22 protein-coding genes are annotated in these 23,312 nt (G+C 66.5%); 5 read left to right on the top strand and 17 right to left on the bottom strand.

Annotation, left to right across the window (positions count from 1 at the left end; genetic code table 11):
* Positions 1–70: 70 nt before the first annotated feature.
* The 5 genes from F466_RS0111965 to F466_RS0111985 all read left to right on the top strand — a co-directional run bounded on the left by F466_RS0111965 (position 71) and on the right by F466_RS0111985 (position 4,399).
* Complete coding sequence (locus F466_RS0111965) at positions 71–973, top strand: cobalamin-binding protein (RefSeq protein ID WP_018994223.1); 903 nt, start codon at positions 71–73, stop codon at positions 971–973.
* A 6-nt stretch (positions 974–979) separates the two neighbouring features.
* Positions 980–1,951 carry an iron ABC transporter permease gene (locus F466_RS0111970; protein ID WP_018139649.1) on the top strand — a complete coding sequence of 324 codons (972 nt, stop codon included), beginning with the start codon at positions 980–982 and terminating at the stop codon, positions 1,949–1,951.
* Positions 1,951–2,805 carry an ABC transporter ATP-binding protein gene (locus tag F466_RS0111975; RefSeq protein ID WP_018994224.1) on the top strand — a complete coding sequence of 285 codons (855 nt, stop codon included), beginning with the start codon at positions 1,951–1,953 and terminating at the stop codon, positions 2,803–2,805. Before F466_RS0111970 ends, F466_RS0111975 begins: the two co-directional genes overlap by 1 nt.
* A gap of 12 nt (positions 2,806–2,817) precedes the next feature.
* Positions 2,818–3,207 (top strand): hypothetical protein, encoded by a 390-nt coding sequence (locus F466_RS0111980; RefSeq protein ID WP_018139647.1) that lies wholly within the window; start codon positions 2,818–2,820, stop codon positions 3,205–3,207.
* 343 nt (positions 3,208–3,550) lie between these two features.
* Positions 3,551–4,399 carry a pirin family protein gene (locus F466_RS0111985; RefSeq protein WP_018994225.1) on the top strand — a complete coding sequence of 283 codons (849 nt, stop codon included), beginning with the start codon at positions 3,551–3,553 and terminating at the stop codon, positions 4,397–4,399.
* 159 nt (positions 4,400–4,558) lie between these two features.
* Here F466_RS0111985 and glpK read toward each other — a convergent pair whose 3' ends face one another.
* The 17 genes from glpK to rnhB all read right to left on the bottom strand — a co-directional run bounded on the left by glpK (position 4,559) and on the right by rnhB (position 23,213).
* A complete protein-coding gene (gene glpK, locus F466_RS0111990) occupies positions 4,559–6,076 on the bottom strand; it encodes a glycerol kinase GlpK (protein ID WP_018994226.1) in 1,518 nt (505 codons plus the stop codon).
* Between the two features lie 49 nt (positions 6,077–6,125).
* Positions 6,126–6,512: a VOC family protein gene (locus tag F466_RS0111995; protein ID WP_026296459.1), complete on the bottom strand. Its 387-nt coding sequence runs from the start codon at positions 6,510–6,512 to the stop codon at positions 6,126–6,128.
* Positions 6,509–7,009, bottom strand: a complete 501-nt coding sequence (gene ispF / locus F466_RS0112000) for a 2-C-methyl-D-erythritol 2,4-cyclodiphosphate synthase (protein ID WP_018862913.1) — start codon at positions 7,007–7,009, stop codon at positions 6,509–6,511. Before ispF ends, F466_RS0111995 begins: the two co-directional genes overlap by 4 nt.
* Positions 7,006–7,755, bottom strand: a complete 750-nt coding sequence (ispD, locus tag F466_RS0112005) for a 2-C-methyl-D-erythritol 4-phosphate cytidylyltransferase (RefSeq protein ID WP_018994227.1) — start codon at positions 7,753–7,755, stop codon at positions 7,006–7,008. The genes ispF and ispD overlap by 4 nt, the downstream gene beginning before the upstream one ends.
* Positions 7,748–8,155, bottom strand: a complete 408-nt coding sequence (gene ftsB, locus F466_RS0112010; protein ID WP_018139641.1) for a cell division protein FtsB — start codon at positions 8,153–8,155, stop codon at positions 7,748–7,750. The genes ispD and ftsB overlap by 8 nt, the downstream gene beginning before the upstream one ends.
* A gap of 149 nt (positions 8,156–8,304) precedes the next feature.
* Entirely contained in the window at positions 8,305–9,582 is a 1,278-nt protein-coding gene (gene eno, locus F466_RS0112015; protein ID WP_018994228.1) for a phosphopyruvate hydratase, read from the bottom strand.
* An 83-nt stretch (positions 9,583–9,665) separates the two neighbouring features.
* Positions 9,666–10,508 (bottom strand): 3-deoxy-8-phosphooctulonate synthase, encoded by an 843-nt coding sequence (kdsA, locus tag F466_RS0112020; RefSeq protein ID WP_018994229.1) that lies wholly within the window; start codon positions 10,506–10,508, stop codon positions 9,666–9,668.
* A gap of 64 nt (positions 10,509–10,572) precedes the next feature.
* Positions 10,573–12,240, bottom strand: coding sequence for a CTP synthase (locus tag F466_RS0112025; RefSeq protein WP_018139638.1), 1,668 nt, complete (start codon positions 12,238–12,240; stop codon positions 10,573–10,575).
* 95 nt (positions 12,241–12,335) lie between these two features.
* Entirely contained in the window at positions 12,336–14,012 is a 1,677-nt protein-coding gene (locus F466_RS0112030) for a PP2C family protein-serine/threonine phosphatase (protein WP_018994230.1), read from the bottom strand.
* Positions 14,009–14,881 (bottom strand): GGDEF domain-containing protein, encoded by an 873-nt coding sequence (locus F466_RS0112035; protein ID WP_051068182.1) that lies wholly within the window; start codon positions 14,879–14,881, stop codon positions 14,009–14,011. The genes F466_RS0112030 and F466_RS0112035 overlap by 4 nt, the downstream gene beginning before the upstream one ends.
* On the bottom strand, positions 14,878–15,270 hold the full coding sequence (locus F466_RS0112040) for a DUF1987 domain-containing protein (RefSeq protein ID WP_018139635.1): 393 nt from the start codon (positions 15,268–15,270) through the stop codon (positions 14,878–14,880). Before F466_RS0112040 ends, F466_RS0112035 begins: the two co-directional genes overlap by 4 nt.
* Positions 15,270–15,863 carry a SiaB family protein kinase gene (locus tag F466_RS0112045; RefSeq protein ID WP_018139634.1) on the bottom strand — a complete coding sequence of 198 codons (594 nt, stop codon included), beginning with the start codon at positions 15,861–15,863 and terminating at the stop codon, positions 15,270–15,272. The genes F466_RS0112040 and F466_RS0112045 overlap by 1 nt, the downstream gene beginning before the upstream one ends.
* Entirely contained in the window at positions 15,856–16,551 is a 696-nt protein-coding gene (locus tag F466_RS0112050) for an ABC transporter substrate-binding protein (protein WP_019592657.1), read from the bottom strand. Before F466_RS0112050 ends, F466_RS0112045 begins: the two co-directional genes overlap by 8 nt.
* 184 nt (positions 16,552–16,735) lie before the next feature.
* Positions 16,736–17,992 (bottom strand): tRNA lysidine(34) synthetase TilS, encoded by a 1,257-nt coding sequence (gene tilS, locus F466_RS0112055; protein ID WP_018994232.1) that lies wholly within the window; start codon positions 17,990–17,992, stop codon positions 16,736–16,738.
* Positions 17,993–18,005: 13 nt separating this feature from the next.
* The gene (locus F466_RS0112060; protein ID WP_018139631.1) at positions 18,006–18,971 is read right to left on the bottom strand and encodes an acetyl-CoA carboxylase carboxyltransferase subunit alpha; all 966 of its coding nucleotides are present in this window, start codon (positions 18,969–18,971) and stop codon (positions 18,006–18,008) included.
* A 160-nt stretch (positions 18,972–19,131) separates the two neighbouring features.
* The gene (dnaE, locus tag F466_RS0112065) at positions 19,132–22,611 is read right to left on the bottom strand and encodes a DNA polymerase III subunit alpha (RefSeq protein WP_018994233.1); all 3,480 of its coding nucleotides are present in this window, start codon (positions 22,609–22,611) and stop codon (positions 19,132–19,134) included.
* Positions 22,608–23,213 (bottom strand): ribonuclease HII, encoded by a 606-nt coding sequence (gene rnhB, locus F466_RS0112070; protein WP_026296460.1) that lies wholly within the window; start codon positions 23,211–23,213, stop codon positions 22,608–22,610. Before rnhB ends, dnaE begins: the two co-directional genes overlap by 4 nt.
* Between the last annotated feature and the right edge of the window lie 99 nt (positions 23,214–23,312).

Below are 23,312 nucleotides of genomic sequence, written 5' to 3' on the forward strand. Positions count from 1 at the left end.
CTGCCCGTGCGGCGCCCCGAAAACACGGTATTGTTTACGTTATGAACAATCCACAACAGTCGGATTTTTAATGACTTTCACTTCCCTCAAACGCCAGTTAACGGCCCTTGCCGCGCTACTCCTGTGCGCGGGGCCGACACTGGCCGAACCGGTCACGGTGACCGACGATGACGATCGCGAGGTCACGCTCGACCGGCCCGCCGAACGTATCGTCAGCCTGGCCCCGCACATCACGGAAGTCCTGTTCGCCGTCGGCGCCGGAGAGCAGCTGGTCGGCGTCACGCAGCACAGCGACTTCCCGCCGGAGGCGGAGATGATCCCGCGAGTCGGTGGCTACAGCCGCATCGACCTGGAACGCGTGGTCGAGATGGACCCGGACCTGGTGGTCGCCTGGCGCAGTGGCAACTCCAGCTCGCAGATCGAGCGCCTGCGCGATCTGGGGCTGAACGTCTATGTCTCGGAACCGCGCAGTTTCGAGGGCGTGGCCTCCAGCATGCGTCGCATGGCGCAGCTGGCCGGTACCGAGGAACGCGGCGAGGAGGCGGTGCAGGCCTTTCTCGACGAGATCGAGACGCTGCGGCTCGACTATGCCGACCGCGACCCGATCCCGCTGTTCTACCAGGTGTGGGAACAGCCCCTGATGACGGTCAACGACGATCACCTGATCGGCGAGGCCATCCGCCTGTGCGGGGGCAAGAACGTGTTCGGTCACCTGGACCGCCTGGTGCCGCGCATGGACCGCGAGGCCGTGATCGAGGCCGATCCGGAGGTAATCATCGGCGGCGGCATGGGCGAAGACCGGCCGGACTGGGTGATTGCCTGGGAACAATGGGAGGACATGACCGCGGTGCAGCGCGACAACCTGTTCTTTATCCCGCCGTCGCTGCTCCAGCGTCACACCCCGCGGATTGCCGAAGGGACCCGGCTGATGTGCGAAGAGCTGGAACGGGCCCGTTCACGCCGGGACGACTGACCAGCCGTGACGCGCTCCTTCCTCCTCGCCACGGGGGTCCTGCTCCCGGCGTCGCTGCTTGCGATCCTGATCGCGCTGGCCTATGGCAGCGTCGCCATTGCTCCCGGCGACCTGCTCGCGGTGATTCAGGGCGAAGGGAGCCGCCTGCACAACACGCTGGTACTGGAACTGCGCCTGCCACGCGCCCTGGCCGCATTCGCCGCCGGCGGGCTGCTGGGCGTCGCCGGTGCCCTGATGCAGGTGTTGCTGCGCAATCCGCTGGCCGATCCCTATGTGCTGGGCCTCTCCGGCGGGGCTTCGGTGGGTGCCCTGCTGGCCATGCTCGCGGGGCTGTCGATGTTCTCGGTCTCGGTCGCCGCATTCGCAGGCGCGCTGCTGTCCACGGTGATCGTGTTCGGCCTGGCGCACGGCACCGGCAGCTGGACGCCGACCCGATTGCTGCTGACCGGCGTGGTCGTGGCGGCCGGCTGGGGCGCCGTGATCAGCTTCCTGCTCGCCGTGAGCCCAACCGCGGAGCTGCCCGGGATGCTGTACTGGCTGATGGGCGATGTCTCCCACGCCCGCAACCCCTACCCCGCCTGGGGTGTGCTGGTGCTGGTCGTGTTGCTGGCCCTGCCGCTGGGACGGACGCTGAACGTGCTGGCGCGCGGCCCGATGCAGGCGGCCGCACTGGGCGTGGCCGTGCGGCCGGTGGAATGGACGATCTACGTCGCGGCGGCACTGATCACCGCCACGGCGGTCATGCAGGTCGGTGCGGTGGGCTTCGTCGGACTAATCGTGCCGCACATGCTCCGGCTGATCTTCGGCAACGACCAGCGCGTGATCCTGCCGGCCTCGGCACTCGGCGGCGGCATCCTGCTGACGCTGGCCGACACCCTCGCCCGTACGATGATCGCCCCGGAGCAGTTGCCCGTCGGCGTGATCACCGCGATGCTGGGCGTCCCCGTATTCCTGTTCCTGCTGTACCGGAGCCGCTGATGCCTCCGCACACTGCCGACCCCCAACGTCACGGCGACCCCCATGCGCCGGGTGCCGAGAGCGTGCACGAGGTGCCAGGGCCGGACACCCTGCTGGCCACCCACGATCTGGTCATCGACATCCCGGAACGCGCCAGCGGCTCACCCCTGGACCTGACCATCAACCCGGGACAGTGCTGGGGCATCCTCGGCCCGAACGGCGCGGGCAAGAGCACCCTGCTGCATACCCTGGCCGGGCTGCGCGCGGCCCGCACCGGAGAGATCCATGTGCAAGGCCGCCCGCTCCCTGAATACTCGCGAGCGCATCTGGCGCGCGAACTGGGCCTGGTGTTTCAGAAGCACCACGACGGCTTCCCTGCAACAGTACTGGAGACGGCTCTGATCGGCCGCCACCCCTACCTGCGGCCCTGGGACATCGAGTCCGCCGAGGACTACGCCCAGGCCCGCGCCGCCCTGGCCCGCATGGATCTGGCGGAACTGGAGCACCGCCTGGTGGATACCCTGTCCGGTGGCGAGCGCCAGCGCCTGGCCATCGCCACCGTACTCACCCAGAACCCGCGGCTCCTGCTGCTGGACGAGCCCACCAGCCAGCTCGACCTGCACCACCAGGTGGCGGTGCTGGACCATATACGCGGCATCGCCCGGAATGACCGCGCCGCGATCCTGGTGCTGCACGACGTGAACCTGGCGGTACGTTACTGCGATCACCTGCTGCTGATGTTCCCCGACGGCAAGGCCTGCTGGGGCCCCACCCGAACCATGCTGGTGCCCTCCGCGCTGGAACGGCTGTACAACCAGCCACTGAGCACCGGCGTGATCGACGGCCAGCCGGTCTTCATGCCGACCATCCCGTAACGAGGAATCCCGGTGGAATTCTTTCGCACCCTGCCCCTGCAAGCTGTCGCCGATTCCCTGCAGGCCGAGCTGACCGTACCGGCCCTGCCCCGGCTTTGCCCCGCCATTGACGCCCTTGTTGAAGAGACCGGGCCCGATGCCGGCGTCGTCTACTGCCTGTGGGGCGAGTTTCGTGTCCGGCGCGAGTGCATCAATGGCGGTGTGCGCTTCACCCTGCCGAGCTGCCCGAACGCCCTCGCCTGGACCCTGACGACCGGGCATCCGCCGAAGCCGGAGGCGGTCATGCTGCACCTGACCATCAACCGCCAGGAACACGACCCGGATTTCGTCGAGAGTCTTGAATTCTTTGCTGATAGCTGGCTCGAACTGACATCGCTGCAGCCGCCCCATGACAGGCCCTGACTGCAATTTTCTTTTGCTTTTATGGTCGGTATGGTTGCAGGGTTCATTAAGGGAAACACTGATGAATGTACACACTCGCGTTGGCACCCCAGGTTCTCCGAGACAAGGCGCGGTGCGCAGCCGGTAGTTGTTCTACCGGCAAGGGCCGCAACGCAGGATCGGGGAACCTGGGGTGCCAACCCCACAAGCCATTGAATGCAAGGGCTCGGCCGCTTTTGCGCGCGCACGGCGTTGCGGCTCCCTTGTGCAGAATGACTGCACGGCGGTCACCGCGCCTTGTTCGCACGCAAAAGCGACTCGAGCGCGAGCGTGTACATTCATCAGTGTTTCCCTAGGAGAAGTCATGACCCCCACACCGCCGGACAGCGTACGCACAGCCCACCCGACCCAGGACGGCGCGGGTGTGAAGATTCGCCGCATCCATGACTTTCGCGGCGGCCTGGATCCCTTCCTGATGCTGGACGAATTGAAGGCCAGTGCGAAGGAGGACTACATCGGTGGTTTCCCCTCCCACCCGCATCGCGGGTTCGAGACGCTGACCTACCTCGTCCATGGCGGCCTGACCCACGAAGATTCGATGGGTAACCAGGGTCGTGTGGAGGCCGGCGAGGCGCAGTGGATGAGCGCCGGGCGCGGGGTCATCCACTCCGAGATGCCCCTGCTGGACTCGGACGGGCTGCACGGCTTCCAGCTCTGGGTGAACCTGCCGGCACGGCGCAAGATGGACCCGCCGCGTTACCGCGACGTGCGCGCCGACGCGATGCGCCACCTGCCGGAAGACGACGGCCCGCTGCACTTCAAGGCGATCGCTGGCTCCTGGCAAACCAGCGCCGGGGATACCGAAGGCCCGCTGGATCAGATCGGCGAAGGTGCGGCCATGGCGGACCTGAGCCTGCCCGCGGGCTACCGCCTGTCGCTGGCCGTCCAGCTGGAAGACCGGGTGCTCGCCTATGTCTATGACGGCGAGCTCACTGGTCTGAAGACGGGCCAAATGGGCACCTGGAGCGGGCAGACGCAGATCCACCTGATCGCACAGCAGGACGCGCGAGTGCTGCTGTTCAAGGGCCGCCCGCTGGGCGAACCGATCGCCCACTACGGCCCGTTCGTGATGAACACCCCCGACGAGATCGAGCAGGCGATCAGCGACTACCAGTCCGGCCAGCTCGCGGCCGAACCGGCCAGCATCGACTGATCCGGCAGGGTCTGACTCTGGCAGGGGCTTTCGCGGGCAAGCCCGCTCCCACAGACTTCAGGGTAGCGCCGGGTAAAAGTCATCGCTCTACCCACTGCCCCCTGTGGGAGCCGCCTTGGCGGCGAAGCCCCTGCCCACGCCGGCCCAGTCACCCGCCCGCTAGTCACTCGCCTCGTTGCCGTCCTCGCGCGCCCAGCCCATCGTACGCTTTACGGCCTTCTTCCAGCCCCGGTAGTAGCGGTCGCGGGTGGCCGCATCCATCTGCGGCTCGAATACCCGGTCCAGCTGGCTGTTTTGCTCCAGTTCGTCGCGCGTCCAGAAGCCCACGGCCAGACCGGCCAGATAGGCGGCCCCCAAGGCGGTGGACTCCGTGACCATCGGGCGTTCGACATTCACCCCGAGCATGTCGGCCTGGAACTGCATCATCACGTTGTTGGCGACGGCACCGCCGTCGACCCGCAGGCCCTTCAGCGCGATGCCGGAGTCCTGCTCCATCGCGTCGATCACGTCCTTCGTCTGATAGGCCAGCGAGTCAAGCGTGGCGCGGGTGATGTGTTCCTTGCGCGTACCGCGCGTCAACCCGAAGATGGCCCCGCGGGCATACATGTCCCAGTACGGCGCCCCGAGCCCCGCAAATGCGGGGACGACATACACACCATCGGAGTCCTCCACCTTGCTCGCGTAGTACTCCGAGTCCTCGGCCGAGTCGATCAGCTTGAGCTCGTCGCGCAGCCACTGAATCGCGGCACCGGCGATGAAAATGGAGCCCTCCAGCGCATACTCGACCTGGCCATCGACGCTCCAGGCAACGGTCGTGAGCAGGCCCGAGTGCGAAGTGACCGGCTCGGTGCCGGTGTTCATCAGCAGAAAGCAGCCGGTGCCATAGGTGTTCTTGGCCATGCCGCGCTCGAAGCAGGTCTGCCCGAAGAGCGCCGCATGCTGGTCGCCGGCAACGCCCGCGATGGGGATCTCGTTGGCACCGAACATCTCGGTTCCCGTATGGCCCAGCACTTCGCTGGAGGCACGGACCTCGGGCAGCATGGCCCGCGGGATTCCCAGCTCATCCAACAGCGTGTCATCCCAGTCCAGTTCGTGGATGTTGAACAACTGCGTGCGCGAGGCGTTGGAGACATCCGTTACATGCCGCTCGCCGCGGGTGAGATTCCAGATCAGCCAGGTATCCATGGTGCCGAACAGCAACTCGCCGCGCTCCGCGCGCTCACGCGCACCGTCTACATGGTCGAGCAGCCAGCGCAGCTTGGTTCCGGAGAAGTAGGCATCGACCACCAGCCCGGTGCGGCTGCGGACCGTCTCCTCCAGCCCGCGCGCCTTCATCTCGTCGCAGAAACCGGCGGTGCGCCGGTCCTGCCAGACGATTGCCGGGTGGATCGGCTTGCCCGTCTCGCGGTCCCAGACCACGGTGGTCTCGCGCTGGTTGGTGATGCCGATGGCCGCGAGCTGGGCCGGCTTGATACCGCGGGTCTCCAGCACCTCGCGCGCCGCCCCGATCTGGGTGCCCCAGATCTCCATCGCGTCGTGCTCGACCCAGCCGGGCTGCGGATAGTGCTGGGTAAACTCGCGCTGGGCTACGCCGATGATCGACGCATCACGATCGAACAGGATCGCCCGGCAGCTGGTCGTGCCCTGGTCCAGGGCCAGGATGTACTCGCCGTCCATGCTCCCTCCTCGTGCAGCGGGGGCCCCGGCGCGGCGCACCCGCGCGGTGTCAGCCCGCCTCGATCAGTTCGACGGTATTGCCGTCCGGGTCGCGGACGAACGCAGCGGGTCGCCCCGACTGGCTGCGCTCGGCCGAATGCCCGGCGTTCTCCAGGCGTTGCAGCAAAGCTTCCAGACCACACACGCGCAGCGCCAGGTGGCGATCGCGACCGCCGCGCACGCGGCGTTCGGTGGCGTCCGGGTTGGGCACACCCAGCAGGTGCAGGGTCTGCCCGCCACCCAGGTCATACCAAAGCCCCGGAAAACCGAGATCCGGACGCTCCACGGGGCGCAGCCCCAGGATCTCGCCATAGAACCGCGCGGACGCCTCCAGATCGGCGATCACGACACTGACGTGATCCAGACCCAGCACACTGGGGGATCGAGCCGCCGTCATACCTGCATCAGCCCCGAAGAAGGCTCCAGCAGCACCACCGCCTGCGCCGCAACCCCTTCTCCGCGCCCGGTGAAGCCCAGGCGCTCGGTGGTCGTCGCCTTCACATTCACGCAATCGGCCGCAAGCCCCAGGTCCGCGGCGATGTGGTCCTCCATCGCCGCGACATGCGGGGCCATTTTGGGCGCCTGTGCGATCACGGTCGCATCCACGTTCACCGGACGCCACCCGGCCTCCTGGATCCGACGCAGGGTCTCGCGCAGCAGGTCGCGGCTGTTCGCCCCGCGAAAGCGCTCGTCGGTATCAGGAAAGTGGCGGCCGATATCCCCCAGGCCCGCGGCCCCGAACAGGGCATCGCAAATCGCGTGCAGCAGGACATCGCCATCGGAATGCGCGACAAAGCCGTGATCGAACGGGATGCGCACACCGCCCAGGATCAGATGATCGCCCGGCCCGAAGGCGTGCACGTCGAAGCCCTGCCCCACGCGCATGCGGCTCATGGCCGGAACCCCCCGTCCAGTCGCCCCTGCTGCATCAGGTACAGCTGAGCCAGCTCCAGATCCTCAGCCCGGGTGATCTTGATGTTCATCATCGAGCCCTCGATCAGACGCGGACGGGCGCCATGCCATTCGATGGCGCTGGCCTCGTCGGTCACCGGGTGACCGGCCTCGCGCGCGGCGCGATTCGCCTCCCGCAGCATGCCCAGGCGGAACATCTGTGGTGTCAGCGCGCGCCAGACGCGCGCGCGTTCCAGCGTGCGCTCGACGCGCCCATCCTCGTCACTCCACTTGACCGTATCCGTGCTGGGCGTGGCCAGCAGACCGCCCACCGGATCGTCCCGCAGCTCGTTCAGAAGGTGGTCCAGATCCGCGCGTGGCAGACAGGGGCGCGCGGCATCGTGCACCAGCACCCAGTCATCGGGGGCCACGCGTTCCTGCAGGAAGTCGAGTCCGTTCTGGACCGAATCCGCCCGCTCGGCCCCGCCGGCCACGCGAAACAGGCGCCCGCCCGCCGTTGGAAGATCCAGCGCGTCCGGGTCCACATCCGGCCCCAGCACCAGGACCACACCGCGAATGCGCGGGTGCTCCAGAAAGATCGACAGGGTATGCGACAGGATGGTGCGTGACCCCAGCGTCAGGAACTGCTTGGGTCGATCGGAGCCCATGCGGCGGCCCACGCCGGCCGCCGGGATCAGGGCCCAGTAGGCGGGTTCCGCGGAGGGGTTGTTGGTGTCGGGATCAGCCATCAAACGGATCCTCGGGTGGCAGCGTATCGGTTGCCGGCTCGCGTTCGCGGTCCGGGATCTCGGCGGGCCCCGGGGACACATCCCGCGCCGGGTCTGGCAACGGCTCCGGCACTGGACGCCGGTCGTCGTCCTCGCCGACCACAAAGAAGAAGATCTCGTCTTCGCGGATCATGCCCAGGTCGCGGCGGGCGCGTTCTTCCACCGCATCGGTACCGGTACGCAGGTCGTGTACCTCGGCCTCCAGCGCCTGATTGCGTTGCTCCAGCTCGGCGTTGGCCGCACGCTGCTCCTCTACCTGCTCGCGCAGGTCGCGTACATCGCGCCAGCTGCCCTCTCCCAGCCACAGCGGCCACTGCAACAGCAGTAGCAGCACCGCCAGACCGATCAGCAACCAGCGCATCAGCGATTCCCGCGGCCGGTCGCCACGGCCAGCCGCCAGGGAGAGAGTCGAGCTTCCATGCCCGGCATTCTACGGCCCCTTGGCCGCCGGGCACAGGAGACGCTCTGCAGGCTGAGAACCCAACCCGCGACAAACGCAACAATCGCGGATTATCGCCGGATGTTGAAGGCATCCATGCCGGGATAACGCGCCCGGGATCCCAGATGCTCCTCGATCCGGATCAGCTGGTTGTACTTGGCCACGCGATCCGAGCGCGAGAGCGAACCGGTCTTGATCTGGCCAACCCCGGTGGCTACCGCCAGATCGGCGATGGTCACGTCCTCGGTCTCGCCGGAGCGATGCGAGATCACCGCCGTGTATTTCGCCTGGCGCGCCAGCTCGATGGCCTCCAGGGTCTCGGTTACGGTGCCGATCTGGTTCAGCTTGATCAGGATCGAGTTGGCCACGCCCTTGTCGATCCCTTCCTGCAGGATCTGCGTGTTGGTCACGAACAGGTCGTCGCCGACCAGCTGCACGCGATCACTCATTCGCTCGGTCAGGGTCTTCCAGCCGTCCCAGTCGTCCTCGGCCATACCGTCCTCGATGGTCAGGATCGGGTACTGGTCGACCCAGTGGGCAAGGTACTCGCTGAACTCGTCGGCGGAGAAGGCCTTGCCTTCGGAGTCAAGATGGTAACGGCCATCGCGATAGAACTCGGAACTGGCACAGTCCAGGCCCAGCCAGATGTCCTGCCCGGCCTTGAAGCCCGCCTTGTGGATGGCCTCGAGGATCACCTCGATCGCGGCCGAGTTGGACGGCAGATCCGGGGCGAAGCCGCCCTCGTCCCCAACGCCCGTCCCCAGGTTGCGCTGACCCAGCACCTTCTTCAGGGCATGGAACACCTCGGCGCCGTAGCGCACGGCCTCACGCACGGAGTCCGCGCCCACCGGCAGGATCATGAACTCCTGCATGTCGACGCTGTTGTCGGCGTGGGCGCCGCCGTTGATGATGTTCATCATCGGCACGGGCAGCAGGGTCGCCTGCTCGCCGCCCATGGACTCGAACAGCGGCTGCTCGCGATCCGCCGCCTGTGCATGCGCGGCCGCCATCGAGACTGCCAGCAGCGCGTTCGCACCCAGGCGCGACTTGTTCTCGGTGCCGTCCAGCTCAAGCATGCGGCGGTCCACCGCCGTCTGGTCCAGCTCCATGCCACGCAGGGCGTCGCGGATCTCGCCATTCACATGGCCCACGGCCTTCTGCACGCCCTTGCCGCCATAGCGCGGCTCGTCATCGCGCAGCTCCAGTGCCTCGCGGGCCCCCGTGGAGGCCCCCGACGGCACCGCGGCACGACCCATCGCGCCGGAATCCAGGACAACGTCGGCCTCGACCGTCGGGTTGCCCCGCGAGTCGATGATCTCGCGGGCATGAATCTCCGCAATCTGGGACATGCTTTCTCCTTGAAAAATAAACTCATCCGCCCCAAAGGTTGGAGGCGGAACTTAAATGAAACTCTTAAATAATCCTGCGCGAATCAACCCAGCCCGTACTCGGCCTCGGCAAACGGCTGCGCCTTGGCGGCCGTATCCAGCGCCTTGAGCGTGGTCAGCAGCTCCGCCATGCGCGGCAGCGGCCAGGCGTTGGGCCCATCCGAGAGGGCGCGCTCGGGATCCGGATGGGTCTCCATGAACAGACCCGACACCCCGGAGGCGACGGCCGCCCGCGCCAGCACGGGGACATACTCGCGCTGCCCACCAGAGGTCGCGCCCTGCCCGCCCGGCTGCTGGACCGAGTGCGTGGCGTCGAACACCACCGGGCAACCGGTCTGGCGCATCTGGGCCAGACCCCGCATGTCCGAGATCAGCGTGTTGTAGCCGAAGGAGACGCCGCGTTCACAGACCATGATCTGGCCGTTGCCGGCCTCGCGCGCCTTGTCCACGACATTGCCCATATCCCAGGGCGCCAGGAACTGGCCCTTCTTAATGTTCACCGGGCGCCCCTGGCGCGCGACATTCTGGATGAAGTTCGTCTGCCGGCACAGGAACGCGGGCGTTTGCAGCACGTCCACCACGGCCGCGACCTCGTCCAGCGGGGTGTCCTCGTGGACATCGGTCAGCACCGGGACTCCCAACTGCTGCTTCACCTGTTCCAGGATGCGCAGGCCCTCTTCGATGCCCGGACCACGGAAACTCTTCGTCGACGAGCGATTGGCCTTGTCGAACGAGGACTTGTAGATAAACGGGATGCCCAGTTCGTCGGTGATCGCCTTGAGCGCACCCGCGGTCTCCAGGGCCATCGCCTCGGATTCGATCACGCAGGGGCCGGCAATCAGAAAAAAGGGCCGGTCGAGGCCGACTTCAAAACCGCAAAGCTGCATGCAATGTCCTGTCTGGCGGACGCCACCCTCCGGGTACGGCCGCAAAGCGTCATCGTACGGCGCGCTAGTCCGTCAGCGCCGTCGTGGTCTCCGGCTCGCGCTCGTCCTGATAGGTCCGCGCGGCACGGATGAAACCGGTAAACAGCGGATGCCCGTCGCGCGGGGTCGAGGTGAACTCCGGATGGAACTGGCAACCGATGAACCACGGGTGGCCCGGCAGCTCCACCGCCTCGACCAGTTCGCCAGACTCGGACACACCCGAGATGCGCAGGCCCGCTGCCTCCAGCCGTTCGCGATAGGCGTTGTTGAACTCGAAGCGGTGGCGATGGCGCTCGCTGACATCTTCGCGGCCATAGGCCTCCGCAATCCGCGAACCCGGGGCCAGTCGCGCGGACTGTGCCCCCAGACGCATCGTGCCGCCGAGATCGCTCTCGGCATCGCGCCGTTCGATGCGGCCCTCGCGGTCCTGCCACTCGGTAATCAGGGCAATCACCGGGTGCGGGGTATCCGGGGCAAACTCCGTACTGTGCGCGCCTTCGAGCCCGGCCTGATCACGGGCGAACTCGATCACCGCAACCTGCATGCCCAGACAGATACCCAGGTAGGGCACGCCGTGCTCGCGCGCATAGCGCACGGCCGCGATCTTGCCTTCCACACCGCGCTCGCCAAAGCCACCGGGCACCAGGATCGCGTCCAGACCTTCCATCTCCCCCTGGATCTCGGCATCCGCGCCTTCGAGCTTTTCCGAATCGAGATAGCGAATACGCACCCGCGTCCCGACCTGTACGCCGGCATGGGTCAGCGCCTCGTTCACGGACTTGTAGGACTCGGTGAGATCGACGTACTTGCCGATCATGCCGACGGTGACCTCGGACTCCGGGAACTCCATGGCGTTGACCACGTGCTTCCAGTCCGACAGGTCCGCCTGCGGCGCCTCGATATGCAGCTTGCGCAGCACGATCTCGTCGAGCTTCTGCGAGTGCAGCCAGAGCGGGATCTTGTAGATATTGTCCACGTCCACCGCGGAGATGACCGCCTTCTCCTCGACGTTGGTGAACAGCGCAATCTTGCGCCGCTCGCCCTCGGGAATCGCCTGGGTCGAACGGCACAGCAGGATATCCGGCTGGATCCCGATCGAGCGCAGCTCCTTGACCGAGTGCTGCGTGGGCTTGGTCTTGATCTCGCCGGCGGCGGCAATAAAGGGCACCAGGGTCAGGTGCATGAACAGGGCATTCTCGTGTCCCAGCTCCACACCCATCTGGCGGATCGCCTCGAGGAATGGCAGGGACTCGATATCGCCCACCGTACCGCCGATCTCGATCAGCGCAATGTCGGCATCGCCCGCACCCTCGCGGATCGAGCGCTTGATCTCGTCGGTGATATGCGGGATCACCTGCACCGTACCGCCCAAGTAGTCGCCGCGGCGCTCCTTGCGGATCACGTTCTCGTAGATCTGCCCGGTGGTGAAATTATTGCGCCGCGAGGTGCGGATGCGCACAAAGCGCTCGTAATGCCCCAGGTCCAGGTCCGTCTCCGCGCCGTCATCGGTCACGAAGACCTCGCCGTGCTGGAACGGGCTCATGGTGCCCGGATCGACGTTAATATAGGGGTCGAGCTTGAGCAGCGTCACCTTGAGGCCGCGCGCCTCCAGGATAGCCCCCAGCGAGGCGGATGCAATGCCTTTGCCCAGAGACGAAACCACGCCTCCGGTAATGAATACATAACGCGTCATGCGGGAAACCTGGCTAGGGAATTACGGTAGCCCCGCTCATACGGCTCACGGGCGGCTCAGATCGGCCGAAATGCTACCAGAGAGCCCCTGACGGCTCAATCGGCCGCCGCACCACGCGGAATGTTTTGCGCGTCCGCCGCGAGCGGCCGGAAGGCCACCAGCGTCATGTCGTCACGCCGTGGCTCGCCGCCGCGATAATCCTCCAGTACGCGGACCACGGAATCGATCTTGGCGGCCAGGTCACGCGGGGACTTTTCCGCCAGCACGTGGCGCAGGCGACGGCGCCCGAACAGTCGGGGCGGCTCGCCACCCACATGGTCGTGGGCTCCGTCGGTAATCAGGAAGAACTCCATGCCCGGCTCGACCGCCACCACATGATCCACCGGCTGCGCGGGCTCCAGGCTGCGATACCCCAGCCCACCGCGGACGCCGCGAATCTCTTCCACCTGTCCCGCACGATCCATGATCAGCGGCAGCCCCACGCCGGCAAAGGTCAGGGTCCGGGCATCCGGGTCATAGACGCACACCGCCGCCTCCAATCCGTCGTCGGAATCCGAGTCATGACCGTCCTGGCGCAGGCGCGAGCGCACCAGCCGATCCATCTCGCGCAGGATTGCCGACGGTTCCAGGAGCCGGTGTTCATGCAGGATGCGATCCAGCGCCGAGGCCAGCACCAGGGTAATGAATGCCCCGGGGACGCCATGCCCGGTACAGTCCGCGGCCACCAGCACGCTGCGCCCGTCGATGGCCTCCAGCCAGAAGTAGTCGCCACCAACCAGGTGCAGCGGCTCCCAGTAGACCTGCACCTCGTCCAGGTGTCCGTCCAGGGCGTGCTTGTCCGGGAGCATCGCGGTCTGGATGCGCCGCGCATAGCGGATGCTCTCCACCACAAGGCGGTTGCTGCGCTCGAGTTCGCGGTTGGCCTCATCGACCCGCGCAAGCGCACGTTCCGTCTCCAGCTTCTCGGCCTCCAGCTCGCGGGTACGCTCGACCACGCGGCGCTCCAGGTCCTCGTTCAGGGCCTTCAGCTCGCCCCGCGCACCATCCCGCGCATCAAGGCCCTGCTGAAAGGCATTCAGGAGGCGGTCGAGCGAGCGGTCCAGGGCACCGAGCTCGTCATCCGCATGGTGGCCCATGCTGGGGCGCGGCCACTGGGCCGGATGGTCGGGATCGGTACCCGCCACGGCTCGGGAGATGCGCAGCATCGGGCGCAGCATGAGGCCGTAGAACAGCAGTACGACGACCAGCGAGACGATCACCGCCTGCACCACGCTGGTGATCACGCTATTGCGCAGACGCTCGATCAGGGCTGCAGCCAGCACATCGGGGGCGAGCTCCACACGCAGCATCCCAACTGCACCATTGGTTTCGCGCAGGTCCGGGTGGAGCAGTTCGCGCTCGTGCTGGCGATCCGCCCCGAACAGGCGTTCCCCAAGCCAGGAGGCGCCGCCACCTTCGCGTTCCACCTCGGCCAAGGTGCGCCCGAAGTCGTCGAGTATCTCGGCGCGGTGGATCTCGTCAAAGGCCTGCAGGCCCGCCACCAGTGATTCCGCCTGATCGGCATTCAGCTGATAGGCCGCCTCGGCCGCGGGAGGGGCCACCAGCCGTTGCAGCCGTTCGATCTGTTCCAGGGTGTCCGCGCGAAAGGCACGCGAGTCGGCCGCGATCACATAGGCGCTCGCCAGCAGGCTGAGCGCCAGTGCAACCAGCAGGGTCGCGAGCGCCAGCTTCGCGACCAGGCTGCGGCTGCGCGCCGGGCCGGGCTCTGTCATACCGACTCGCCGTGGAACTGGACCTCGACGCGATTACGGCCTTCGTTTTTCGCGCGGTAAAGCAGATCATCCGCCGCCGCGACCAGCGCCCCGGCATCCGGCCAGCGTTCGGTCGTCACGACGAGACCGATCGAGACCTCCAGATGCAGCGGTTCGCCCTTCCAGCGCGGGATCGTCTGCTCGACAGTGGTGCGGATGCGCTCCGCCAAGCTCATGGCCGCATCAAGCTCGAGGTCCGCGGCCACCACCAGGAACTCCTCGCCCCCCATGCGCCCGGCGTACTGATCGGCGCCGAGCTCGCCGCGGAGGATCTCGGCGAAGCTCTGCAGGGCGTAATCCCCGGCGGCATGGCCATGGGTGTCATTCAGGGCTTTGAAGTCGTCGAGGTCGAGCATCATCACAGTGAGCGAGCGGGCCTGATCGCCCACCGTTTCGGCCAGCCCCTCGACACAGTCCATTACCCGGCGCCGCGAGAACAGCCCGGTCAGGGCATCCTCCAGCGCCAGGCGCTCGAGCTCGGCCGTCAGGCGCTCGCGCTCGCGCACCTCGTCGGACAGTGCACCGTTGAGCTGCTCCAGGTGGGTGGCCTGCTCGCGCAGCTGACGGTTGGCGGCCTGCAGGTCCAGCTGCATCCGATCACTCATGCGCATCATGCGGCGCTGAACGCGATAACTCTCTGAATAGGCCTTGGCGAGCATGCGCACGCCCTCGGCCACATCGTCCAGCGCTTCCAGCATCTGCTCGGAGCGCTGCATGATCTGCTTCTCCTGCTCGAACAGAGAGAAGTCGGCAAGCGCTTCCGGATCGTCGCCGTCGCGTGCGGTCGCTGGCACCGGCACTGGCTGCTTGGGGTCGTGAGAGGCGTTCATGATGTCGGGCACATGCGGTAGTCCGCGTGGGCAAAGTCCTCGGAAAAGTCCTCGCCGAATTCTTCCATCGTCTCGTCGTCTTCGTGGTAGCACCAGTTGATGCGCACGTTGATGCCGGCCTCGGCGGCGTCTTCGAGGATCTGAAAGAGGTTCATCAGCGCCTTCGCGGTCGAGCTGTTGAAGTAGATCATCTCGACGCTGAACTCCAGCGACTCGCTGGCCCGCTCCTGGACCGCCTGTCGCAGGCCCTGGGTCAGGGGTCCATAGAAGCTCGCGGCGTCTTCCGGGTAGGACTCGCCGGAAATGCGGTAATGCCCCGCCGCGAAATCGAACAGGACCTCCGGGGTGCGGTCCGTTGCCTCGTGTCGAATGGGGTCCAGTGCTGCCATCAGATGTAGGCCTTCAGTACAAAGTAGGAATACGCGTCGGAGAGGTGCTCGAAGTCGAACTGGATCGGCTCGCTGGCTCGGCGGGCGATCTCGATCAGCCCGATGCTGCCCCCCTTGCTGCCCTCGTCCGGCGGCTCGCGCAGCTTTTCCTTGTAGAAGCGCCGCAGGGCCTCGTTGTCCATCCCCTGAAGCTCGCTCAGCCGGCTGCCCAGAGTATCCGCGTCTTCGCGGGCGATGATATTGCCGCAGATCACGAAGAACCGGCCTTTTTCGGAGCCGACCGTAATCATGCCGGAGCTCAGCTCCACCGGGGGTTCCGCCGCGTGCTCGATCCGTTCGGCCGAGTAGCGAATGATGTTCTGCACCTGCTCGACGAACACCGAGAACACTCGGTTTACGGTCTTGTTGTCCGTCGACTCCAGCCGGATCTTCTGACGCAGGGCGTCGCCCAGCGCCTTCAGGATGCCTTCGGAGATATAGCCGGTGAACGAAAAGATGATGCCGCGCCGGGTCATGTTGCGCTGAAAATCCAGCACCTCCTCGGCGATCAGGCCACCGCGATCCGCTTCGCGCTGCGTGGCGAACTCAGTCATTCGCGTCTCCGTTACGTTCGAGTACTTCGCTGACGATCGCTGCGTAGCGGCCATCCTCGCGCATGGCATCCAGCGCGGCCTGGAGGCGGTCCAGCCGATCGCGATCGGTATCCGGGTGGCAGGCGAGCGACATCACCGTGTCGTTGAAGGCAAACAGCGAGCGCAGTTCGCCGATCTCTTCCAGACGCGCGTACCAGGGTGCGAGGTGCTCGCCACTGACCCAGACGTCAATCCGGCCGGCCGCGAGCTTGCGCGCGTTCAGGCGGTCATTGGGGGCGGTATCGATCTCAATCCCCCGGGCCTCGACATACAACGCAACGGCGTCGTCGCGATAACCACCCACTCGATAGTCGTGAAGGTCATCGAGCGACTCCGCTGCGACGTCGGAGCCCTCAAGGGCATAGGCATGCCACTGATTCTCCACCAGCGGGCCTACCCACTCGAAGAGCTCTTCGCGTTCCGGGGTCCGCGTCGTGGAGAACACGCAGGTATCGGGGTTCGACTGCGCCTCGGCGTAGGCACGACTCCAGGGCAGCAAACGGATCTCCGCCTCGATCCCGGTTTCCTCGAGCAGCTGGTTCATCACGCGCACAGAGATACCGTCAAGCCCGCCTTCCGGCGTCTCGAAGTTAAATGGCGGATAACTCTCGGTGGCCAGGTTGAGGGTTCCGCCCTGTGCCGTTGCCATACCCAGCAACGCGAACACACAAGCGATACCCCGGACATACGCCCTGGTCTGCCGGCTGATGGTTCTCACACCCCGGCCCCTCAAAAGTATGACGAAGTTCAAGCATTGGCTTTTCCGCTCGCCCCGTCAACTGCAAGGGGACTACAGGTTTTGAACGGATCACCATCCATCAGACCTGCCACCTTCAGGGACTCAGGTCTCCATCCGACCAGAGAATGGCCACGACGAGCCCATCCGACCGCCGCCTGACCAACGGCAGGTGCTCGCGTTCCCATGGCGGGATCCCCCGCTCCTGAAGCCGCTTTTTCAAGGGTCGGCGGCCCGCTGGCGTCACCACGGTTTCCCCACCCCGGCGAAAACCGACCTCCAGCGCCTCCTGCGCGTCCACACCCAGGGCCGCCAGCGCTGCGCGCTCCAGCATGCGACCATCCGGGAGCGTCAGGCGCGCATGCCCCGGCGGCCAGGGCATCACGTCGCCTGGCGCGGCCGACTTTGCATCCGGGGCATCGACGCAAATCGTTCCGCGATAAACGCCCATCCAGCCATCCGCCCAGCGCAGCTCCGGATTCCGGTCCGGCGCGTGGACCTCCAGTTGCCGACAGAACTCCTCCAGCCGCGCATGGCCCGGCGGTCGCAGGCCCTGCGCGCGCAGCCAGGCCCGCAATCGCGCGCGTCGAGCGGGCCGGTCCAGCTCGGCCAGCGAGGCCAGCTCGAGCGAGGCCTCATCCGGAATGCGTTCATCCTCCAGGCTCTCCAGGCGGTCGACGGCCTCGCGCTGCCAGCGGGCGCTGCGCGCCAGGGAGGCATGAACAGGGAAGCGCTCCGCCAGACGCGGGAGGATCTCGCGGCGCAGGAAATTGCGATCGAAGCGGGTGTCGTCATTGCTTGGGTCGTCGTACCAACCGAGCCCCGCCGCTTCTGCGTAGTCCGCGATGGCCTCGCCCGGGACCTCCAGCAACGGCCTCCCCAACCAGGTGTCCCCTTCGCGACGCAGTACCCGCATGCCCTGAAGGCCCTCCGGACCGCTCCCGCGCAGCGCGGCGAGCAGAAAGGTCTCGGCCTGGTCGTCGGCATGCTGGGCGGTCAGGATCAGGTCCCGCCCCCCGAGGCCCTCGCGCAGGGCCGTGTAGCGTGAACGGCGCGCTGCGGCCTCCGGCCCCTCGGAGGCATCATCAAGAACGTTCACCTTGCGTACGGTCAGCGCTACATCCAGCGCCTCGGCAACACGCACACAGAACGCCGCCTGCGCATCGGCATCCGGTCGCAGGCCGTGATTCACATGCCAGGCCTCAAGCCCTTGAGGGCGCAGTCGCGCGAGCGCGTGCAGCAATACAGAGGAGTCGCGGCCGCCGCTAAAGGCGACGCGCAAAGAAGCGAAGTCCGGGTGGTCCTGCAAAAAGGCCCGAATGGCGACCATCACCGGGTGGGTGTGATCCCCCACCCGGCCCGGTGTCTCAGGAGGTGGCTTCCTGGAAGGCACCGTAGTCCATCAGGCGGCGGTAACGCCGATCCAGCCGCTTGGCCGGGTCCAGCGCCTCCAGGCCATCAAGGGTTTCCAGCAGCGCCGAGCGCAGGTGTGCCGACATCGTCTCCGGATCGCGATGGGCCCCGCCCAGCGGCTCGGAGACGATGCGATCGACCAGCCCCAGATCGTGCAGCCGTTGCGAGGTAATGCCCAGCGCCTCCGCTGCCTCGGACGCGCGTTCGGCACTCTTCCAGAGAATGGAGGCACAGCCTTCCGGCGAGATGACCGAGTAGGTCGAGTACTGCAGCATCAGCGTGGCATCCCCGACCCCGATCGCCAGCGCGCCGCCGGAGCCGCCCTCGCCGATCACGGTCGCGATGATCGGGGTATCCAGCCGCGCCATCACCATCAGGTTGCGGGCGATCGCCTCGCTCTGGCCGCGCTCCTCGGCACCCACGCCCGGATAGGCACCCGGGGTGTCGATGAACGTAAGGACCGGCAGCCGAAAACGCTCGGCCGTCTCCATCAGCCGCAGGGCCTTGCGGTAGCCCTCCGGGCGCGGCATCCCGAAGTTGCGGTAGACCTTCTCGCGCGTCTGGCGACCTTTCTGATGGCCGATGATCATTACCGGGCGCCCGTCGAGGCGGGCCACGCCCCCCACGATGGCCGGATCATCCGCGTAGGTCCGGTCACCGTGCAGCTCCTCGAACTCGTCAAACAACTGCGGGATGTAGTCCAGCGTGTACGGGCGCTTGGGATGACGCGACATCTGCGCCACCTGCCAGGGGGTGAGCTTGGCGAAGATGCTCTCCGTCAGCGAACGGCACTTCTCCTCCAGCCGCTGGATCTCTTCCTGGATGTTGACCTCGGCATCGTCACCCACATAGCGCAGATCCCGAATCTTGGCTTCCAGTTCGGCAATGGGCTGTTCGAAGTCGAGAAAATCCGGATTCATGCAGGGTCCCGCGTCGGAAAGATGGGCGTCAGGCGCGGAATTGTAACCAATTACCCCGCACTTCGCTGCCCGTTCGAGACCGGCCGAGGCGGATGTGCAGCGACATGCGGTGGCTCAGGGCTGTTGGTCACAACGCCCAATTGCGTAGATGCCGACCGAATCAACGGCCGTACAGGACCTGGGCCTCGCAACCCGGGCCCAGGCTCTGCTGCAGATTGCGCAATAGCCGCTCGTCCGGACGAATGGCCCAGGCCTCGGGCAGGCTCAGCTCGGCCTCGAAATCATCCCGCCGGTAGCACAGGTGGACTCGGCACTGACCATCGCGATATTCCTCCATCAGGCCGCGCAGGTTCTGCACCTGCTCGGCGTGCACCCCCTCCAGGCACAGGTGCAGGGCGCGCGCCCACTGCGCCCGCGCCTCGTCCAGGGTGTACACGGCCCGGGCCCGCATGCGGATGCCGCCGGCATAGTCATCCAGCGCCACCGTCCCCTCGGCCACCAGAAGGGTGTCCGGCTCCAGCCGATCGCGGTAGGTGGTGAAGTCGTCGTTGAACAGCACGATCTCGGCACGCCCGCTGCGATCATCCAGGGTCGCGATGCCCATGCGCCCATTCTGCGTGTTGCGCACCCGCACCCCCACGACCAGGCCGGCAATGCGCACGGTCTCCTGGCGCCCGCGTCGCCCCTGCTGGCCGCTGTCATCGGGCCGCTGCTCCAGCTTCGCCTCCAGATCCGCGAACGTACTGCCCGTCAACCGCTTGAGCTCGGCGCGATAGCGCTCGACCGGGTGTCCGGTCAGGTACAGGCCGAGCGTCTCTTTCTCCCCGCGCAGACGATCGTCGTCCTCCATCTCCGGGAGGGTCTCGCTCTCCGGGACCACCGCAGCCGCCGGATCGCCAAACAGGTCCACCACACCCAGGCTCGCATTGCGCTCGGTCTGTTCCGCCGCGGCCACGGCCGTGGGGATGTCGTTCAGCAGCGTCGCGCGGTTCGCACCGATCGCATCCAGCGCACCCGCGCGCACCAGCGTCTCCAGCACCCGCTTGTTGAGCTTGGACAGGTCCACGCGCTGGCACAGGTCGATCAGCCCGTGGAAGGACCCGTCCGCCGAGCGTGCCTTCAACAGCGTGTCGATCGCAGACTCACCCACGCCCTTGATCGCCCCGAGGCCATAGACCACCGTCTGCGCATCGGGGCAGGTAAAGCGGTAGTCCGACTGGTTCACGTCCGGCGGCAGGACCTTCAGGCCCATGTTCCGGCATTCCTCGATCAGGCCCACGACCTTGTCGGTGTTGTCCATATCCGCGGACAGCACCGCCGCCATGAACGGCGCCGGATAATGCGCCTTTAGCCAGGCGGTCTGATAGGCGACCAGGGCGTAGGCGGCCGAGTGCGACTTGTTGAAGCCGTAGCCGGCGAATTTCTCCATCAAGTCGAAGATGTAGGTCGCGGTCCCCTCCTCGACCCCACGCCCCAGCGCGCCCTCCATGAAGATCTGGCGCTGTTTGGCCATCTCCTCGGGCTTTTTCTTGCCCATCGCACGGCGCAGCAGGTCGGCGCCGCCCAGGGTGTAGTTCGCCAGGACCTGGGCGATCTGCATGACCTGCTCCTGGTACAGGATGACGCCGTAGGTCGGCTGCAGGATCGGCTCCAGATCCGGATGCGGGTACTCCACCTGCGCGCGACCGTGCTTGCGGTCGATGAAGTCGTCCACCATCCCCGACTGCAACGGGCCCGGCCGGTACAGGGCCACCAGCGCGATGATGTCCTCGAAGCTGTCCGGCTGGAGGCGCCGAATCAGATCCTTCATCCCGCCCGATTCCAGCTGGAACACCGCCGTGGTCTGGTAGGCCTTCAGCAGCTTGAAGGTGTCGGGGTCATCCAGCGGGACCGCATCCAGGTCGATGCGGGCCTCCGGGTCCATCTTGCGCACGTTCTCGACCGCCCAGTCGATGATCGTCAGCGTGCGCAGCCCGAGGAAGTCGAACTTCACCAGCCCCACGGCCTCGACGTCGTCCTTGTCGAAGTGGGTCACCAGCGAGCCGCCATCGTCTTCGCAGTACAGCGGCGAGAAGTCGGTCAGCGCCGACGGGGCGATCACCACCCCACCAGCGTGCTTGCCCGCGTTGCGCGTAAGTCCCTCGAGCTTGAGCGCCAGATCGATGATCCCGCGCACCTCCTCGTCCTGGTCGTACTGCGCCTTCAGGTCCTCGCTCTCGGCCAGGGCCTTGCCCAGGGTCATGCCCAGCTCGAACGGGATCAGCTTGGCGATACGGTCGACAAAGCCGTAGCCATAACCCAGTACGCGGCCACAGTCGCGCACGACCGCCTTCGCGGCCATAGTGCCGTGGGTGATGATCTGCGAGACCTTGTCGCGGCCGTAGCGCTCGGCCACGTAGTCGATCACGTCGTCGCGTTTCTCCATGCAGAAATCGACATCGAAGTCGGGCATGGAGACGCGCTCGGGGTTAAGAAAGCGCTCAAAGAGAAGCTCATAACGCAATGGATCCAGGTCCGTAATACCCAGCACATAGGCGACCAGCGAACCCGCGCCCGAGCCACGCCCCGGGCCCACCGGGATGCCGTTGTCCTTGGCCCACTGGATAAAGTCGGCCACGATCAGGAAGTAGCCGGGGAAACCCATCTGGCAAATCACGTCCAGTTCGAGCTTCAGGCGTTCGTCGTACTCCGAACGCTCGGCGAACTGGAAACGTTCCAGCCGTGCCGCGAGCCCCTTCGCGGAGGTCTCCCGCAGGTGATCCTCGACGGTGTATCCCTCCGGTACCGGGAAATCCGGCAACACTGACTCCCCAAGCGTCAGGCTCACGCTGCAGCGCCGCGCGATTGCCACCGAGTTTGCCAGGGCCTCGGGGATATCCGAGAAGCGTTCCGCCATCTCCTCCGGGCTGGCAAGGTACTGGTGTTCCGAGTAGCGCCGCGGACGCGAGGGGTCATCCAGCGTGGTGCCGTCATGAATGCAGACACGCGCCTCGTGGGCCTCGAAATCCTCGGCCTTGAGAAAGCGCACGTCGTTGGTCGCCACCACGGGCAGATCGAACTGCTCCGCCGCTGTCAGGGCCTGCTCGATCCAGGCCTCCTCGCCCGGGCGCTCGGTGCGCGTCAGCTCCAGATAGAAGCGCCCGGGAAAACGCTTCAGCCAGGGGCCAAGCTCATCCTGGGTCAGTGCGCGCGCCACCCCGGAGCCGCTCACGAACAGACCATCGATGCCACCCGACAGGGCGATCAGGCCCTCGGCCGCGCTGTCCAGCCATTCGGCGTCGATCCTGGGGATGCCCTTTTCCTGCCCTTCCTGCCAGGCACGCGAAATCAGTCGGGTGAGGTTGCGGTAGCCGGGGTCGTTCTGCGCCAGCAGGGTTATGCGCGCCACGCTCCCGTCGGCACGGGCGTCCCGCACCAGCAGATCAGCCCCGATGATCGGTTGCACACCCTGGGCAATGGCCGCCCGATAGAACTTCACCAGCCCGAACAGGTTGCAGTGATCGGTCACCGCGACGGCGGGCATGCCCTTCTCCGCGACCGCCGCGACCAGCGGCTTCAGGCGCACCAGCCCGTCGATCAGCGAATACTCGGAGTGCACCCGCAGGTGCACAAAGCCGGGGTCGTGCCATTCGCTGCTCATGCCCCTTCCCCCGTAACAGCGGCCAGCGCCCGCGCCACCGGTCCAAAGCTGCGACGGTGCTCTGCACACGGCCCGAGGCGCGCCAGCGCGTCGCGATGGTAGGCGGTCGGGTAGCCTGCATGGCGATCAAAGCCGTAGTCGGGATAGCGTTCGTGCAGGGCCGTCATCTCCGCGTCGCGCGCCACCTTAGCGATGACCGAGGCCGCGCTGATTGCTGCTACGGAGCCATCCCCGCCGACGATCGCCTCGGCGCTCCAGGGGCCCTCTGGCGTAAAGCGCCCATCGACCAGCAGGTGATCGGGCACCTGCGACAATGCGGCCACCGCGCGCTGCATCGCCAGCAGGGTCGCGCGATGGATGTTCAATGCGTCGATCTCGGCCGCCTCGGCTCGCCCCAGCGCCCAGGCCACCGCGCGTTCGCGAATCTCGACATCCAGCGACTGCCGGCGACGCGCCGAGAGCTTCTTGGAATCGGTCAGTCCCGGTGCCTCAAAACCTTCCGGCAGGATCACCGCGGCCGCCACCACAGGCCCCGCCAGTGGGCCACGTCCCACCTCGTCGACGCCCGCGACCCAAGCGTTTGCCACCCTGTTTGCGGACATCGAACCCCCGATCGGGCCTGGACACCAAGGGAACACTGAAACCCGTGTTTCCCTGGACAATAGCGGGAATGGATCGCGGACATGCGCAGTCCGGGCGAT

The sequence above is a fragment of the Thioalkalivibrio sp. ALgr1 genome (assembly GCF_000378285.1).
Taxonomy (GTDB): Bacteria; Pseudomonadota; Gammaproteobacteria; order Ectothiorhodospirales; family Ectothiorhodospiraceae; genus Thioalkalivibrio.

Bases quoted from the DNA above. Each gene is read 5' to 3' on its own strand.
- F466_RS0111965 (WP_018994223.1), top strand. From the start codon at position 71: ATGACTTTCACTTCCCTCAAACGCCAGTTAACGGCCCTTGCCGCGCTA.
- F466_RS0111975 (WP_018994224.1), top strand. From the start codon at position 1,951: ATGCCTCCGCACACTGCCGACCCCCAACGTCACGGCGACCCCCATGCG.
- F466_RS0111985 (WP_018994225.1), top strand. From the start codon at position 3,551: ATGACCCCCACACCGCCGGACAGCGTACGCACAGCCCACCCGACCCAG.
- glpK (WP_018994226.1), bottom strand. From the start codon at position 6,076: ATGGACGGCGAGTACATCCTGGCCCTGGACCAGGGCACGACCAGCTGC.
- F466_RS0111995 (WP_026296459.1), bottom strand. From the start codon at position 6,512: ATGACGGCGGCTCGATCCCCCAGTGTGCTGGGTCTGGATCACGTCAGT.
- ispF (WP_018862913.1), bottom strand. From the start codon at position 7,009: ATGAGCCGCATGCGCGTGGGGCAGGGCTTCGACGTGCACGCCTTCGGG.
- ispD (WP_018994227.1), bottom strand. From the start codon at position 7,755: ATGGCTGATCCCGACACCAACAACCCCTCCGCGGAACCCGCCTACTGG.
- ftsB (WP_018139641.1), bottom strand. From the start codon at position 8,155: ATGCGCTGGTTGCTGATCGGTCTGGCGGTGCTGCTACTGCTGTTGCAG.
- eno (WP_018994228.1), bottom strand. From the start codon at position 9,582: ATGTCCCAGATTGCGGAGATTCATGCCCGCGAGATCATCGACTCGCGG.
- kdsA (WP_018994229.1), bottom strand. From the start codon at position 10,508: ATGCAGCTTTGCGGTTTTGAAGTCGGCCTCGACCGGCCCTTTTTTCTG.
- F466_RS0112025 (WP_018139638.1), bottom strand. From the start codon at position 12,240: ATGACGCGTTATGTATTCATTACCGGAGGCGTGGTTTCGTCTCTGGGC.
- F466_RS0112030 (WP_018994230.1), bottom strand. From the start codon at position 14,012: ATGACAGAGCCCGGCCCGGCGCGCAGCCGCAGCCTGGTCGCGAAGCTG.
- F466_RS0112035 (WP_051068182.1), bottom strand. From the start codon at position 14,881: ATGAACGCCTCTCACGACCCCAAGCAGCCAGTGCCGGTGCCAGCGACC.
- F466_RS0112040 (WP_018139635.1), bottom strand. From the start codon at position 15,270: ATGGCAGCACTGGACCCCATTCGACACGAGGCAACGGACCGCACCCCG.
- F466_RS0112045 (WP_018139634.1), bottom strand. From the start codon at position 15,863: ATGACTGAGTTCGCCACGCAGCGCGAAGCGGATCGCGGTGGCCTGATC.
- F466_RS0112050 (WP_019592657.1), bottom strand. From the start codon at position 16,551: ATGGCAACGGCACAGGGCGGAACCCTCAACCTGGCCACCGAGAGTTAT.
- F466_RS0112060 (WP_018139631.1), bottom strand. From the start codon at position 18,971: ATGAATCCGGATTTTCTCGACTTCGAACAGCCCATTGCCGAACTGGAA.
- dnaE (WP_018994233.1), bottom strand. From the start codon at position 22,611: ATGAGCAGCGAATGGCACGACCCCGGCTTTGTGCACCTGCGGGTGCAC.
- rnhB (WP_026296460.1), bottom strand. From the start codon at position 23,213: ATGTCCGCAAACAGGGTGGCAAACGCTTGGGTCGCGGGCGTCGACGAG.